The sequence below is a fragment of the Streptomyces pactum genome (assembly GCF_016031615.1).
Lineage (GTDB): Bacteria > Actinomycetota > Actinomycetes > Streptomycetales > Streptomycetaceae > Streptomyces > Streptomyces pactus.
Window position 1 is genome coordinate 1,443,764 of sequence record NZ_JACYXC010000001.1, and the last position, 15,538, is coordinate 1,459,301.

Annotated in this window: 7 protein-coding genes; 4 read left to right on the forward strand and 3 right to left on the reverse strand. The window is 75.2% G+C overall.

Annotated elements, in window-relative coordinates:
• Positions 1-515: 515 nt before the first annotated feature.
• Entirely contained in the window at positions 516-2,015 is a 1,500-nt protein-coding gene (gene rpsA, locus IHE55_RS05730; RefSeq protein ID WP_197988038.1) for a 30S ribosomal protein S1, read from the reverse strand.
• Between the two features lie 365 nt (positions 2,016-2,380).
• Between rpsA and IHE55_RS05735 the strand changes: the two genes are divergently transcribed.
• The gene (locus IHE55_RS05735; RefSeq protein WP_232265462.1) at positions 2,381-3,226 is read left to right on the forward strand and encodes a class I SAM-dependent methyltransferase; all 846 of its coding nucleotides are present in this window, start codon (positions 2,381-2,383) and stop codon (positions 3,224-3,226) included.
• 348 nt (positions 3,227-3,574) lie between these two features.
• The gene (locus IHE55_RS05740) at positions 3,575-6,268 is read left to right on the forward strand and encodes an ATP-dependent RNA helicase (protein WP_197988039.1); all 2,694 of its coding nucleotides are present in this window, start codon (positions 3,575-3,577) and stop codon (positions 6,266-6,268) included.
• Between the two features lie 1,589 nt (positions 6,269-7,857).
• On the opposite strand, the gene IHE55_RS05745 is transcribed toward IHE55_RS05740, so the two are convergent.
• Both IHE55_RS05745 and polA read right to left on the reverse strand, forming a co-directional pair.
• A complete protein-coding gene (locus IHE55_RS05745) occupies positions 7,858-9,618 on the reverse strand; it encodes a lytic transglycosylase (RefSeq protein ID WP_197988040.1) in 1,761 nt (586 codons plus the stop codon).
• A gap of 102 nt (positions 9,619-9,720) precedes the next feature.
• Positions 9,721-12,471 carry a DNA polymerase I gene (polA, locus tag IHE55_RS05750; RefSeq protein ID WP_372442630.1) on the reverse strand — a complete coding sequence of 917 codons (2,751 nt, stop codon included), beginning with the start codon at positions 12,469-12,471 and terminating at the stop codon, positions 9,721-9,723.
• A 169-nt stretch (positions 12,472-12,640) separates the two neighbouring features.
• Here polA and IHE55_RS05755 point away from each other — a divergent pair, with 169 nt between their 5' ends.
• Entirely contained in the window at positions 12,641-14,932 is a 2,292-nt protein-coding gene (locus tag IHE55_RS05755) for an FdhF/YdeP family oxidoreductase (RefSeq protein ID WP_197988041.1), read from the forward strand.
• A 62-nt stretch (positions 14,933-14,994) separates the two neighbouring features.
• The gene (locus IHE55_RS05760; RefSeq protein WP_197988042.1) at positions 14,995-15,501 is read left to right on the forward strand and encodes a PaaI family thioesterase; all 507 of its coding nucleotides are present in this window, start codon (positions 14,995-14,997) and stop codon (positions 15,499-15,501) included.
• Positions 15,502-15,538: the final 37 nt, after the last annotated feature.

The window sequence follows — 15,538 nt, forward strand, 5'->3', positions numbered from 1 at the left end:
CCAGACTCCCCGTGCGCGTGCCTGCCAGCATCGTGGCCGGGGCTCCTGCCCGGGCTCCCGGCCGGGGCCATCCGGCTCCCGTGCGGGTCCCTGGCCGCCTCCCGCCGTGCCTCGGCAGGCCCTGTGCCCCGGGCCCGGTGCGGCCGCTGCCCGGCCGCTCGTTCCGGAATTCCCTGCCGCTCCGTCCGGGATCGTCCGGGACCGTCCGGCTGCCGTCGGAAACCGGCCACGGGAAGGCGGCCGCAGGCGCCGCCGGCAGCTCGCCGACCGTCCGGGGCCGCTCTCACGGCAGCCCGTCCTCCGGCAGGGCCGCAGAACCCCCGGCAGCACCGCTCCTCCGGCGGGGCCGCAGGACGGCAACCCCGTTCCCCTCCGGCACGCTCCAACGGCGGGCCGGAGGCCTGGGGAACGGCTCGTGGGGGGCCCGGGGGCGGATACGCGGGAGGCCCGCTCCCCCAGGGGGGAGCGGGCCTCGCCGGTCAGCTGATCAGCTGGTGACCGATGCGGTCGGTGCCTCAGCTCTGGCCGCCGGCCAGCTTCTCGCGAAGCGCGGCCAGGGCCTCGTCCGACGCCAGGGCGCCGGAGCTGTCCGAGGACTCCGAGGAGTACGAGCCACCGGAGCTCTGGCCACCGCCCTGCGGAGCCGCGGAGCCGGCCTCGGCGGCCGCCTGCTCGTCGGCCTCGCGGGACTTGATGACCTGCGCCTGGTGCTGCTCGAAGCGCTGCTGCGCCTCGGCGTACTGGCGCTCCCACTCCTCGCGCTGCTTCTCGTAGCCCGGCAGCCAGTCGTTGGCCTCCGGGTCGAAGCCCTCGGGGTAGATGTAGTTGCCCTGGTCGTCGTAGGACGCGGCCATGCCGTACAGGGTCGGGTCGAACTCCACCGCCGACGGGTCGGCGCCGAAGGACTCGTTGGCCTGCTTCAGCGAGAGGCTGATGCGGCGGCGCTCCAGGTCGATGTCGATGACCTTGACGAAGATCTCGTCGTTGACCTGGACGACCTGCTCCGGGATCTCCACGTGGCGCTCGGCCAGCTCGGAGATGTGGACCAGGCCCTCGATGCCCTCGTCCACGCGGACGAACGCACCGAACGGCACGAGCTTGGTGACCTTACCCGGGACGACCTGACCGATCTGGTGGGTCCGGGCGAACTGCTGCCACGGGTCTTCCTGGGTCGCCTTGAGCGACAGGGAGACGCGCTCGCGGTCCATGTCCACGTCGAGAACCTCGACGGTGACCTCCTGGCCGACCTCGACAACCTCGGACGGGTGGTCGATGTGCTTCCAGGACAGCTCGGAGACGTGGACCAGACCGTCCACGCCACCCAGGTCCACGAAGGCACCGAAGTTGACGATGGAGGAGACGACGCCGGAGCGCACCTGGCCCTTCTGGAGGGTGGTGAGGAAGGTCTGGCGGACCTCGCTCTGGGTCTGCTCCAGCCAGGCGCGACGGGAGAGAACCACGTTGTTGCGGTTCTTGTCGAGCTCGATGATCTTCGCCTCGAGCTCCTTGCCCACGTAGGGCTGCAGGTCGCGGACGCGGCGCATCTCGACCAGGGACGCCGGCAGGAAGCCGCGGAGGCCGATGTCGAGGATGAGACCACCCTTGACGACCTCGATGACGGTACCGGTGACGATGCCGTCCTCGTCCTTGATCTTCTCGATCGTGCCCCAGGCACGCTCGTACTGGGCGCGCTTCTTCGAGAGGATCAGACGGCCTTCCTTGTCCTCCTTCTGGAGGACGAGGGCCTCGATCTCGTCACCGACGGACACGACCTCGTTGGGGTCCACGTCGTGCTTGATCGACAGCTCTCGGGAAGGGATGACGCCTTCGGTCTTGTAACCGATGTCGAGCAGGACCTCGTCCCGGTCGACCTTCACGATGACGCCGTCGACGATGTCGCCGTCGTTGAAGTACTTGATCGTCTCGTCGATCGCGGCGAGGAAGGCTTCCTCGGAACCGATGTCGTTTACCGCCACCTGCGGGGTGGTGCGGGTTGCCTCGGTGCTGCTCGTCATGTGGGAAAGGGCTCCGGTACGGACATTGAGTCGTAGGTACTGCTACGCCGAGAGCCCGTATCGCACTGCAGACGCCGGACAGCCTGGAGACGACCCCTCCGACTCCCCCGGAGAACTCCGGAAGAATCGGAAAGCGCCTCGACAACCGAGGGGACATACAACAGGTGCGAGCGCGGCCTGCTCCGTCTGAGGCGCGCAGGCCCGCAGCGCAACTTGTAGCATACGGGGACAGCCGGGCGGGGTCAATGCGCGAAGAGCCGCACACGAGACTTTCATCCCAATCCCGGCATCACCTACCGGTGCCGCGAGGCGGTTCGCCCCGTGTTCGCGGCCTGATGCCGACAGAGAGTACGACGACACGCGCGATGATCCAAGACGACGGACACGAGGCGGACGGGGTGGACGAGGCGGACGGGGCGGACGGGGCCACCGCGGTGCGCCGCACCGCGGACGGCGCGGAGAGCAGCCGGGCCAGCCGGGGCTGGTGGGACCGGAACGCCGACGAGTACCAGAGCGAGCACGGGGGCTTCCTCGGCGACGACCGGTTCGTCTGGGGACCGGAGGGGCTGGACGAGGCGGACGCCGCGCTGCTCGGCCCGGCGTCCGCTCTGCGCGGCCGCGACGTGCTGGAGATCGGCGCCGGGGCGGCGCAGTGCTCCCGCTGGCTGGCCGCCCGGGGCGCCCGGCCGGTGGCCCTGGACCTCTCCCACCGGCAGTTGCAGCACGCGCTGCGGATCGGCTCCGCGTTCCCGCTGGTGGAGGCCGACGCGGGCGCGCTGCCGTTCGCCGACGGCTCCTTCGACCTGGCCTGCTCGGCGTACGGCGCGGTGCCGTTCGTCGCCGACCCGGTGCGGGTGATGCGGGAGGTGCACCGGGTGCTGCGGCCGGGCGGGCGGTGGGTGTTCTCGGTGACCCACCCGATCCGCTGGGCGTTCCCGGACGAGCCGGGCCCCGAGGGGCTGAGCGTCGCCGCCTCCTACTTCGACCGCACGCCGTACGTGGAGCAGGACGACGCCGGGCGGGCGGTGTACGTGGAGCACCACCGGACGCTGGGCGACCGGGTGCGGGACGTGGTCGCGGCCGGGTTCCGGCTGGTCGACCTGGTGGAGCCGGAGTGGCCGGAGTGGAACCACCAGGAGTGGGGCGGCTGGTCCCCGCTGCGCGGACATCTCATCCCGGGGACGGCGATCTTCGTCTGCGAACGGGACTGAGCCGGCCGCCTGCCCGTCCCGGCCCGCCACGGAACCGGCGTATCCCGGCCCCGCCGCACAACCGGCCGGCCGGGGCGCCCGCGCGGTCCCCGCCGGGCGCTGGGCCGCCCGGCCGCGCAGTGGCGCCCGCCACGGAATCCCGATGTCCCCCTGGAACCGGGCCGTCCGCGGCCCCGCGGACCCCGCCCGGCCCGCGGCGGCTGATGGACCGGCGTGACGTACGGTCCGGGGCCGGGCGGCCCGCGGCAGGGGCGGCCACCGGGGATCGCGCGGCAGGGTCGGGCACCGGGGGCGCGCGGCGAGGGGCGGACGGGCCGGCCCGGGCCGGGCCGCTGGGAGGATGGGACGGTGACCATCCGTACCGACGCCCTCTCCCGGCTCCCCGTGGGCGCCTGTGTGCCCGAGCTGCTCGGCGCGCTGGACGCGCACGGCGGCGCGGTGCTGTGCGCTCCGCCCGGCACCGGCAAGACGACCCTGGTCCCGCTGGCGCTGAGCGGGCTGCTCGACGGCCCCGGCCGGCACCGGCGGGTGCTGGTCGCCGAGCCGCGCCGGATCGCGGCCCGGGCGGCGGCCCGGCGCATGGCGTGGCTGCTGGGCGAACCGGTGGGCGACGGCGCGGGCGGCGGGCGGGTGGGGTTCACGGTGCGCGGCGAGCGCCGGGCCGGGCCACGGACCGTGGTGGAGGTGGTGACCACCGGCGTCCTGCTCCAGCGGTTGCAGCGCGACCCGGAGCTGGCCGGGGTGGACACGGTGATCCTGGACGAGTGCCACGAGCGGCACCTGGACGCGGACACCGCCGCCGCCTTCCTGCTCGACGTGCGCGCCACCCTCCGCCCCGAGCTGCGGCTGATCGCCGCCTCCGCGACCTCCGACACCACGGGGTGGGCGCGGCTGCTGGGGACCGGTGCCGGGCCGGCGCCGGTGGTGACCGCGGAGGGTGCCGCCCACCCCGTGCAGGTGGTGTGGTCGCCGCCCGCGCGGCCGGTGCGCCCGCCGCACGGGACGCGCACCGACCCGGCCCTGCTGGCGCACGTCGCCTCCGTGGTGCGGCGGGCGCTCGCCGAGCGCGCCGGTGACGTGCTGTGCTTCCTGCCCGGGGTGGGCGAGATCGCCCGGGTGGCGGGACAGCTGGCCGGCTGCGGCGCGGAGGTCCTCCAGGTGCACGGGCGCGCCCCGGCCGAGGTGCAGGACGCGGTGCTGGCCGGGTCGGGCGGCGGCGGCCGCCGGGTGGTGCTGGCGACGTCGGTGGCCGAATCGAGTTTGACCGTCCCCGGGGTGCGGGTGGTGGTGGACAGCGGGCTGGCCCGGGAGCCGCGGGTCGATCACGCCCGGGGGCTGAGCGCCCTGACCACGGTACGGGCGTCCCGGGCGTCGGCCCGGCAGCGGGCGGGACGGGCCGGCCGGGAGGCCCCCGGCACGGTGTACCGCTGCTGGAGCGAGGCGGACGACGCCCGGCTGCCCCCGCTGCCGGCCCCGGAGATCGCGGTGGCCGATCTGACGGCCTTCGCCCTGCAGGCCGCCTGCTGGGGCGATCCGGACGCCTCCGGGCTGTCGCTGCTCGACCCGCCGCCCGGTGGGGCGATGGCCGCCGCCCGGGAGGTCCTGACCGCGATCGGCGCGGTGGACGAACGGGGTGCGGCCACCGCGCGGGGCGCCCGGATGGCCCGCCTGGGGGTGCACCCCCGGCTCGCCCGGGCCCTGCTGGACGGCGCGGAGCGGGTCGGCGCCCGGCGGGCGGCGGAGGTGGTGGCGCTGCTCTCCGAGGAACCGCCCCGGGAGTACGGGGACGACCTGGCGGCGGCGTGGCGCGCGGCCCGGGCCGGCGGCGACGGCTATGCGGCCCGCTGGCGGCAGGAGGCGCGCCGGCTGGAGCGCGCCCTGGCGGCGGACCACCCCGCGCGGCCCGCCGGCCCCGGCCGTGACCGTGTGGCCTCCGGCCCGGCCGCCCACGACGGCCCGGGTGCCGGTCAGGGCGACCCGGGTGGCGGCCGTCCGTCCGCCGGCCGCACGCCGGCCGGTCACCCGCCTGCCGACCGGCCGGCGTCCGGGCCGGCCGGCGGCGTCCGGGTCACCGGCGACGACGCGGTGGCCGGCCTCGTCGCCGCGCTCGCCTTCCCCGAGCGGGTGGCCCGCGTACGGGCCGGGCACAGCTATCTGATGGCCGCCGGCACCGGTGCCGAACTCGCCGACGGCTCGGCGCTGCGCAGCGCGCCGTGGCTCGCGGTGGCCGTCGCCGACCGCCCGGTGGCCGCCGCCTCGGCACGGGTGCGGCTGGCCGCGGTGACCGACGAGGACACCGCCCGCGCCGCCGCCTCCGCGCTCGCCTCCTCCGGCGTCGAGGTGGCCTGGGCCGACGGTGACGTGGTGGCCCGGGAGGTGGAGCGGCTGGGGGCGATCGAGCTGCGGGTCCGCCCGCTGGCCTCCCCGGACCCGGCGCTGATCAGGGAGGCCCTGCTGGACGGTCTGCGCCGGGAGGGACCGGTGCTGCTGCGCTGGACCGCCGATGCCGGGCGGCTGCGGGAGCGGATGGCGTTCCTCCACCGGGTGCTGGGCGAGCCGTGGCCCGAGGTGTCCGACGCCGCGCTGCTGGAACGCGCCGAGGAGTGGCTGGAACCGGAACTGTCCGCGGCCCGCCGACGGGCGGACCTGGCCCGGATCGACGCCGGACAGGCCCTGGGCAGGCTGCTGCCGTGGTCCACCGGGGACGCGGCCCGCCTGGACGAGCTGGCCCCGGAGCGGATCGAGGTCCCCAGCGGCTCCCGGGTGCGGGTGGACTACGCCGCCGAACAGCCCGTGCTGGCGGTGAAACTGCAGGAGATGTTCGGCCTCGCCCGGACCCCGCGGGTGGCCGGGGTGCCGGTGCTGGTCCACCTGCTCTCCCCCGCCGGACGGCCGGTGGCGGTCACCGCCGACCTGGAGTCGTTCTGGGCCGACGGCTACCGGTCGGTGCGGGCGGAGCTGCGGGGCCGCTATCCCCGGCACCCGTGGCCGGAGGACCCCCGGACCGCGGCCCCCACCCGGCGCACCAACGCCCGCCGCTGAGCGGCGGCCTCGCCGGGCGGGCCGAGCCTGGGCCGGCCAGGGGCGGTGGGCCGGTCCGGCCCGGTCCCCCTGCTGACACCCGCCCCGGCACGGTGCCGCACTGGCGCCCGTCGCCGGCATGGTGCCGCCCGGCGCCTCCGCCGCCCGCCGACCCCGTCGCCCCCACCACGTACGGCCCGAGGGCACCGCCCTGGGCGTACGGACCTCACCGCCGGCGGAGGCCGCCGCCCTCCCGATGCGGCGGCGCACCCCGCGGCCTCCCGGTGGCGCCCCCGGTGCCGCGGCCCACGTCTCCCGGCGGCACGTCACCCGGCGGCACGCGCGGTCACGCCCGATGCCACGGCCCCTGTCACCCGGCGGCAGGCGCCGCCCTGCCCATCAGGACACCCGACATCGCCCGTCGGTACGCCCCGCACTGCCCGGTGGCAGGCCCCGCACTGCCCGGTGGCACGCCCCGCACTGCACGTCGGTGCGCCCGACGCTGTCCCCCGATGGCACGTCCCGTCCTGCACGTCGGTAGGCCGGGCCGCCTACCCGACGATTCCGCGCACCCGGCGGCCCCCTTCGCCACCGCCCGATACACGGCTTGCGACGTTCGCCGGCACGCCCCGGCACCGCCCGGCAGTTCGCGAACCCGGCTGTACGTCCGGGCACCGCCCGGTGTCACGCCCCGCACCGCCCGGCAGAACATCCGCCCTGCCTGGCGGTAGGCCCGGCCGCCACCTCCCCGGTGGTGCGCCGGCGCTTCTCGCCATACCCCGTGCCGCCCGGCGATGTGTCCGGCCGACGCCTGGCGGTGGACCCGGGCTTCGGCGCGTGCCGGTGGCCGGGGTGACCGGAGGGCGGCGGGCCCGGTCGGACACGTCCGGGTGGGCCGGGACGGCACGAAGTCGCATCGGACCCAGGCCTGCGGGCCGCCAGGCGTCTGACGGCCACGTGCCGAGGACGCGGGGGCGGCAGGGGGCGCTGCGGTAGCGGGCGCCGCGCCGGCCCCGGCGCCCGGCGGTACGCCCGGCCACACGCGGCAGGACACCGGTGCCGTACGGCACGGCGGCGGCAGACGGAGCGTGCGTCTGCCGTGCGGCACCGACGAGGGTGGGGCGTCCCGGGACACAACCTGGCCGGGCCGGGCGGACATCCCGGCACGGTCCGGCGCGAGGCCGCACGATCCGGCACGGCCCGCGCAGCCCCGCATAGGCCCGGCCACGTACGAACGGCGGGGACCGCATCGGACCGCACCGAGCGACGCAGGACCCAACGGGGCAACGGGCAGTACGGAACCGCACGGGCGGCCGGGCTCAGGGGCAGCTCTTGTCGGCCCGGGCCCGCACGGACGCGCAGGACCCCGCGCACCGAACCGACCGTGCACACCGAACCGCAAGGGCACACCGAACCGCCCGTGCACCGAACCCCCGCGCGCCAAGAACCGCCCGGACACACGGACCGCACACGGGCGCACGGACGGCACGGGAACCCGCCACAAGACCACGGGCGACGGCCCGGACCCCGCGGGGTCCGGGCCGTGCTCCGCGGCCGGGCCGCCGGCGATGCCCGGTCGGCGGACCGGCGAGAGTCCGGCCGGCGGGCGGTCAGCCGGCGGTGGGCGCGGTGACGAGCAGGTCCACCACGAGGACCGTCCCGTCGGCCGTGGTGAGCCGGAGCCGGAAGGTGCCGGTCTGGTCGTCGGCGAAGATCTGCGGCAGCGTCAGCCGGCCCTGGGCGTCGGTCTTCAGCCCCTCCAGCACCCGCAGCGGGTTGCCGTCGGCTCCCTTGAAGTACGGACCGGCGGTGTTCTGCGCGGGGTTGACCGCGTCCGAGGTGATCATGGTCGCGGTGACCGGGACACCCGCCACCGGCCGTCCCTCGGCGGTCGCCAGGACGCTGAGCGGGGCGGTGAACTCGGCCCCGGCGGTGGCCCGGAGCACCTCGGTGTCGGTCCGCGCCAGCGTGTCCGCCCCGGGAACCGGCGGGGCGGTGACGGTGGAGGCGAAGTCCACCGCGGGGAGGTTCCGGCCCGGCGCGGTGGCGCGCACGGTGAACTCGCCCGTCCGCTCCCCCGCCCGCAGCCGGGGCGCGACGGCGACCCCGTCCTCGCCGGTGACCACGACGGCCCGGCGGACGTTGCCGGCGAACCGGGTGTCGGTCTCGCCGACGATCTCGTACCGCACGGCCACCCCGGAGACCGGCTTGCCGGTGGCGGTACGGGCCCGCACCCGCGGGGAGAGGGCGAACTCCTCGCCCGCCTCCGCGGTGAGGTGGTCTCCCCGACGACCGCCAGGGCGGACACCGGGGCGGGCGCCTCGGGGGCTCGGGGATCTGGTCGGCTCGGGCGCGGGCTTGTCGCCGCCCCCGGATCCGCCGGCCGGGGGCTCCGGCCGGTCCGGCTTGCCGGGCTTCCCTTCGTTGCCCTCGTTCTTGTCCGGCTTCTTGCCGGGCTTGTCGGAGGTACCGCCGGGCTTGCCCGGGTTCCTGCCCTCGCCGGCGTCCGCCGGGTCGCGCCGGGAGGGCGTTCCGGCGCCGTCCGGGACCTCGTGGGTGCCCGTCTTGTAGTACTCGAACCAGGACAGGACCGTCCGCAGGTACTCCCGGGACGGGTTGTAGCCCAGGATCGCGCGGTCCAGGTCGGCCGGGTCGGACAGGTCTCGGCCCCCCGCGCACAGGTAACTCCCGGCGGCGAGCGCGGCGTCGTAGATGTTGTTGGGGTTCCGCACGCCGTCGCCGTTGCCGTCCCGGCCCCAGCCCGCCCAGGTGGAGGGGATGAACTGCATGGGGCCCACGGCACGGTCGTGGGTGGTGTCCCCGTCGTACGCCCCGCCGTCGGTGTCGGTGATGTTGGCGAACCCGACGCCGTTCAGCTGGGGGCCCAGGATCGGGGTGAAGGTGGTGCCGTCGGCGTCCACCGCACCGCCGCGCGCCTGGCCCGATTCCACCTTGCCGATGGCGGCGAGCAGCTGCCAGGGGAGGTTGCACCCGGGGTTGGACTCCCGCAGGCTCGCCTCGGCCCGCTTGTAGGCGTCGAGCACCGTCGCCGGTATGCCCCGCTCGGCGGGGCCGGTGGCGATCAGCGGGCCCCGGCCGGGGCTGTCACCCGGCCCCCCGGGCAGATCCGCCGAGGCGTCCGGCCGGTCCGGCCTGACCAGCGGCGGGAGGTCGGTGTGGTAGGGGGAGCCACCGTCGATCGGCGTGCCGGGCGGGGCCGAGGCGCCGGACCCGCCGGCCGCCTCCCGCTCCCGGTTCGGTGTACCGGCGAAGCCGGGCGCCTGCGAGGCGGTGAGGGCGGCCATCGCGACCGCCGCCACCGCCGTCGTGGCGGCCCGCTTGCGAAGCCGCCGACCGTAGTGCGCTGCCATGCTGCATTCCCCTCCCGTCGGGCGCCGTGCGCGCTCCCCGCCGCAACAACGCTCGTGACACTACGACAACTCGCCGCCCCCAGCCACCGCCCGTTCGCGCCGTCAGTGGGCCGCCGATTCCCAGTCCGGACCGTGCCCGATCGACACGTCCAGGGGTGCCCGGAGAGACACCGCTCCCGACATCTCCTGACGCACCAGTTCCTCGACGCGTTCCCTCTCACCGGGAGCGATCTCCAGCACGATCTCGTCGTGCACCTGAAGCAGCAGCCGGGAGGAGAGCCCATCGCCCCGCAGCGCCTCGTCCACCTTGAGCATGGCCACCTTGACGATGTCCGCGGCGGTGCCCTGGATCGGGGCGTTGAGCGCCATCCGCTCGGCCATCTCCCGGCGCTGCCGGTTGTCGCTGTTGAGGTCGGGCAGATAGCGGCGGCGGCCGAGCATCGTCTCGGTGTAGCCGGTGGCCCGCGCCTCCTCCACCACCCGCTGGAGGTAGTCCCGCACCCCGCCGAACCGCTCGAAGAAGGTGTCCATCAGCTTCCGCGCCTCGTCCGGCGAGATGTTCAGCTGCTGGGAGAGCCCGAACGCGGAGAGCCCGTACGCCAGGCCGTAGGACATCGCCTTGATCTTGCGGCGCATCTCCGGGTCGACCTCGGACTTCGCCACCGAGAACACCTGCGAGGCCACCGTGGTGTGCAGGTCCTCGCCGGAGGTGAACGCCTCGATCAGGCCCTCGTCCTCGGACAGGTGCGCCATCACCCGCAGCTCGATCTGGCTGTAGTCCGCGGTCAGCAGGGACTCGTACCCCTCACCGACCACGAAACCCCGCCGGATCGCCCGCCCCTCGTCGGTGCGCACCGGGATGTTCTGCAGGTTGGGGTCGGTCGACGACAGCCGGCCGGTCGCCGCCACGGTCTGGTTGAAGGTGGTGTGGATCCGCCCGCCCGGCGCGATCGTCTTGATCAGCCCCTCGACGGTGGAGCGCAGCCGGGCCTGTTCCCGGTGCCGCAGCATGATCACCGGCAGCTCGTGCTCGGTCTGGCCCGCCAGCCAGGCGAGCGCGTCCGCGTCGGTGGTGTAACCGGTCTTGGTCTTCTTCGTCTTCGGCAGCGACAGCTCCCCGAAGAGGACCTCCTGGAGCTGCTTGGGCGAGCCCAGGTTGAACTCGTGGCCCACCGAGGCGTGCGCCTCCCGCACCGCCTGCTGCACCGCCGCGGCGAACTGCTGCTCCATCCGGTCCAGCCAGGCCCGGTCGGCGGCGATGCCCGCCCGCTCCATCCGGGCCAGCAGCGCGGAGGTGGGCAGTTCGACGTCCCGCAGCAGCTCCGCGGCGCCCACCTCGGCCAGCCGCTGCTCGAAGGCCGCGCCCAGGTCGAGCACCGCGCGCGCCTGCGTCATCAGCGCGTCCTGCTCGGCCTGCTCGTCGGCGCCGAAGGCCAGCTGGCCGCTGTCCGCCGCGGCCGGCGCCAGCTCCCGGCCCAGGTACTCCACCGACAGCGCGTCCAGCGCGAACGAGCGGCGGCCGGGCTTGACCAGGTAGGCGGCGAGCGCGGTGTCCATGGTGACGCCGGCCACCGTCCAGCCGTGCTCGGCGAAGACCCGCATCACCCCCTTGGCGTCGTGCAGCACCTTCGGCCGGGCGGGGTCGGCGATCCAGCCGGCGAAGGCCCGCTCGTCCGCCTCGTCCAGGGTGGCCGGGTCGAACCAGGCGGCCGGGCCGCCGGCCGTCGCCAGGGCGATCTCGCTCACGCTGCCGCTGCCCAGCGCCCAGGCGTGGACGGTGGCCAGCCCCAGCGGCGCGCCGCCGTGCTCGGCCAGCCACGGCGCCAGCTCACCGGCGCCCAGCGCCACGCCGTCCACCGCGACCCCGGCCGCCGGCGGGGCCTCCGCCTCCGTCTCACCGGGGTCGGCCGCCATCAGCCGGTCGCGGAAGTTCTGGTGGCGGAACTCCAGCGCGTCCAGGATCACCGACAGCGCCTGCCGGTCGTAGGGGGCGCGCCGCAGCCCCTCCGGGCCCACCGGCAGCGCCACGTCCCGCACCAGCTCGGTCAGCTCCCGGTTGAGCTTCACCGACTCCAGGTGCTCCCGGAGCTTCTCGCCGACCTTGCCCTTGACCTCGTCCGCCCGCTCCACCAGCTCCGCGAACGACCCGAACTGGTTGATCCACTTCGCGGCGGTCTTCTCCCCCACCCCGGGGATGCCGGGCAGGTTGTCCGACGGGTCGCCGCGCAGCGCCGCGAAATCGGGGTACTGCCGCGGGGTGAGCCCGTACTTCTCCTCCACCTTCGCCGGGGTGAACCGGGTCAGCTCGGAGACCCCCTTGGTCGGGTACAGCACCGTGACGTGGTCGCTGACCAGCTGGAAGGAGTCCCGGTCACCGGTGACGACGAGGACCTCGAACCCGGCGGCCTCGGCCTGGGTGGCCAGCGTGGCGATCACGTCGTCCGCCTCGTACCCGTCCACCGCGAACCGGGGCACGTTCATCGAGTCCAGCAGCTCGCCGATCAGCTCGACCTGCCCCTTGAACTGGTCCGGGGTGGTGGAGCGGTTCGCCTTGTACTCGGTGAACCGCTCCGAGCGCCAGGTCTTGCGGGAGACGTCGAAGGCGACCGCCAGATGCGTGGGCTGCTCGTCACGGAGCGTGTTCGCCAGCATCGACGCGAACCCGTAGATCGCGTTCGTCGTCTGCCCGGTGGTGGTGTTGAAGTTCTCCGCGGGCAGCGCGAAGAACGCCCGGTACGCCAGCGAGTGCCCGTCCAGCAGCATCAGCCGGGGCCGCTCGCCCGGGTCGGACTGCTCGGCCCGCGGCGCGCTCCGGACGCTGGGATCGGTCTGCTTCGATGCTTTCTCTGCCACGCTCCGATCCTGCCACGCCGCACCGACAATCCGGTCCACGCGCCGGGCCGGGCGGGACGGCCGCCGCGGGTCCGTGACAGGATCGGCGGCGGGGCCGGACCCGCCCGCCCGGCCCGCCACCGCACGCCGACGGGCCCCGGGGGCCGACGACCGCACGAGGGAGAACGCCATGGCAGCCAAGCCGCCCGCAGGAGACCCGGTGCAGGACGCGCCCGAGGTGGGCGCCCCGCAGCACGCCGCCGCCGGACTGCCCGCCATCGCCCACACCGTGCGCATGGCCCAGCAGCAGATGGGCGTCACCCGCAGCGTGCTCACCCTGCTGCGGGTCAACCAGAAGGACGGCTTCGACTGCCCCGGCTGCGCCTGGCCGGAGCCGGACAAGCCGCACACCGCGGAATTCTGCGAGAACGGCGCCAAGGCCGTCGCCGAGGAGGCGACGCTGCGCCGGGTCACCCCCGCCTTCTTCGCCGCCCACCCGGTGTCCGAGCTGGCCACCCGCAGCGGCTACTGGCTCGGCCAGCAGGGCCGGCTCACCCACCCCATGTATTTGGAGGAGGGCTCCGACACCTACCGGCCCATCGGCTGGGACCGGGCCTTCGACATCATCGCCGAGGAACTCCGGGCGCTGGACTCCCCCGACGAGGCCGTCTTCTACACCTCCGGCCGCACCAGCAACGAGGCCGCCTTCCTCTACCAGCTCTTCGCCCGCGAGTTCGGCACCAACAACCTGCCGGACTGCTCCAACATGTGCCACGAGTCGTCCGGCTCGGCGCTCACCGAGACCCTCGGCGTCGGCAAGGGCAGCGTGCTCCTGGACGACCTGTACCGGGCCGACCTGATCATCGTCGCCGGGCAGAACCCGGGCACCAACCACCCCCGGATGCTCTCCGCGCTGGAGAAGGCCAAGGGCAACGGCGCCCGGATCATCACCGTCAACCCGCTGCCCGAGGCGGGCATGGAACGGTTCAAGAACCCGCAGACCCCGCGCGGCCTGGCCGGCGGCGGCACCCCCCTGACCGACCTGTTCCTGCAGATCCGCATCGGCGGCGACCAGGCGCTCTTCCGGGCCCTGGGCAAGCGCGTCCTGGAGGCGGCCGAGGAGGACCCCGGCGCCGTGGACGAGGCGTTCGTCCGCGAGCACACCCACGGCTTCGAGGAGTACGCGGCGGCGGCCCGCGCCGCCGACTGGGACGAGACGCTCCGCGCCACCGGCCTGACCCGCGACGAGATCGAAGCGGCGGCGCGCATGGTGCTCGCCTCCCGCCGCACCATCGTCTGCTGGGCGATGGGCCTCACCCAGCACAAGCACGCCGTCCCCACCATCCGCGAGGTGGTCAACTTCCTGCTGCTGCGCGGCAACGTCGGACGCCCCGGCGCCGGGGTCTGCCCGGTGCGCGGCCACAGCAACGTGCAGGGCGACCGCACCATGGGCATCTTCGAACGGCCCGACCCGGCCTTCCTCGACGCGCTGGAGCGCGAGTTCGGCTTCGCCCCGCCGCGCGAGCACGGCCTGGACGTGGTCCGTGCCATCCGCGCCCTGCGCGACGGCCGGGCCAAGGTCTTCTTCGCCATGGGCGGGAACTTCGTCGCCGCCTCCCCCGACACCGAGGTCACCGAGGCCGCCATGCGCAGGGCCCGGCTGACCGTGCACGTCTCCACCAAGCTCAACCGCTCCCACGTGGTGACCGGCGCCCGCGCCCTGATCCTGCCCACCCTCGGCCGCACCGAGCGCGACATCCGCGGCGGCCGGGCCCAGTCCGTCACCGTCGAGGACTCCATGGGCATGGTGCACGCCTCCCGCGGGCGGCTCGCCCCGGCCGGCCCCGAACTGCTCTCCGAGCCCGCCATCGTCTGCCGGCTCGCCCGGCGGGTGCTCCCCGGCAGCCGCACCCCGTGGGAGGAGTTCGCCGACGACTACGCGGCCGTCCGGGACCGCATCGCCCGGGTGATCCCCGGCTTCGAGGACTTCAACGCCCGCGTCGCCGTCCCCGGCGGCTTCGCCCTGCCGCACGCCCCCCGCGACGAGCGGCGCTTCCCCACCGCCACCGGCAAGGCGAACTTCACCGCCGCGGAGGTGGAGTACCCGCGGGTACCCGAGGGACGTTTGCTGCTGCAGACACTCCGCTCGCACGACCAGTACAACACCACCGTCTACGGCCTCGACGACCGCTACCGCGGCATCAAGGGCGGCCGGCGGGTCGTCCTGGTGCACCCCGACGACGCCGCCGCGCTGGGGTTCGCGGACGGCGCGTACGCCGACCTCGTCGGCGAGTGGACCGACGGCACCGAGCGGCGCGCGCCCGGCTTCCGGGTGGTGCACTACCCCACCGCCCGCGGCTGCGCCGCCGCCTACTACCCCGAGACCAACGTGCTGGTCCCGCTGGACGCCACCGCCGACACCAGCAACACCCCGGCGAGCAAGTCGCTGGTCGTCCGCCTGGAGCCGGTCACCCCCGCCTGATCGTCCGGGCCGCGTCCTGATAAGACGGTGCCCACGACAGCCAGACGAACGGAGCCGGACCCATGGGCGAGCAGACCAGCGTGAAGTTCCCGCAGGAGGTCATCGACGAGTACGCGGCGCTCGGCGTCGATCTGCCCGCGCTGTTCTCCGCCGGCAGCCTCGGCGAGCGGATGGGCGTGCGCATCCTGGAGGCCGCCCCCGAGCGGGTGGTGGGCACCATGCCGGTGGAGGGCAACACCCAGCCGTACGGGCTGCTGCACGGCGGCGCCTCGGCGGTGCTCGCCGAGACCCTCGGCTCGGTCGGCGCCATGCTGCACGGCGGCAGCACCCGGATCGCGGTCGGTGTCGACCTCAACTGCACCCACCACCGCGGCGTCCGCTCCGGGCTGGTCACCGGCGTCGCCACCCCCGTCCACCGGGGCCGCTCCACCGCCACCTACGAGATCGTGATCAGCGACGAGCAGGACCGCCGGGTGTGCACCGCACGGCTGACCTGCCTGCTCCGCGACGCCGCCCCCGGCGGCACGGGACAGGGCCCGGAGCGGTCCGGCACCCCCACCGCCGGCTGACCGCCGGCCGCCCGCGGGCGGCAACGGGGAACGGACC

Bases quoted from the DNA above. Each gene is read 5' to 3' on its own strand.
- IHE55_RS05745 (WP_197988040.1), bottom strand. From the start codon at position 9,618: ATGGCAGCGCACTACGGTCGGCGGCTTCGCAAGCGGGCCGCCACGACG.
- IHE55_RS05755 (WP_197988041.1), top strand. From the start codon at position 12,641: ATGGCAGCCAAGCCGCCCGCAGGAGACCCGGTGCAGGACGCGCCCGAG.
- rpsA (WP_197988038.1), bottom strand. From the start codon at position 2,015: ATGACGAGCAGCACCGAGGCAACCCGCACCACCCCGCAGGTGGCGGTA.
- IHE55_RS05760 (WP_197988042.1), top strand. From the start codon at position 14,995: ATGGGCGAGCAGACCAGCGTGAAGTTCCCGCAGGAGGTCATCGACGAG.
- IHE55_RS05735 (WP_232265462.1), top strand. From the start codon at position 2,381: ATGATCCAAGACGACGGACACGAGGCGGACGGGGTGGACGAGGCGGAC.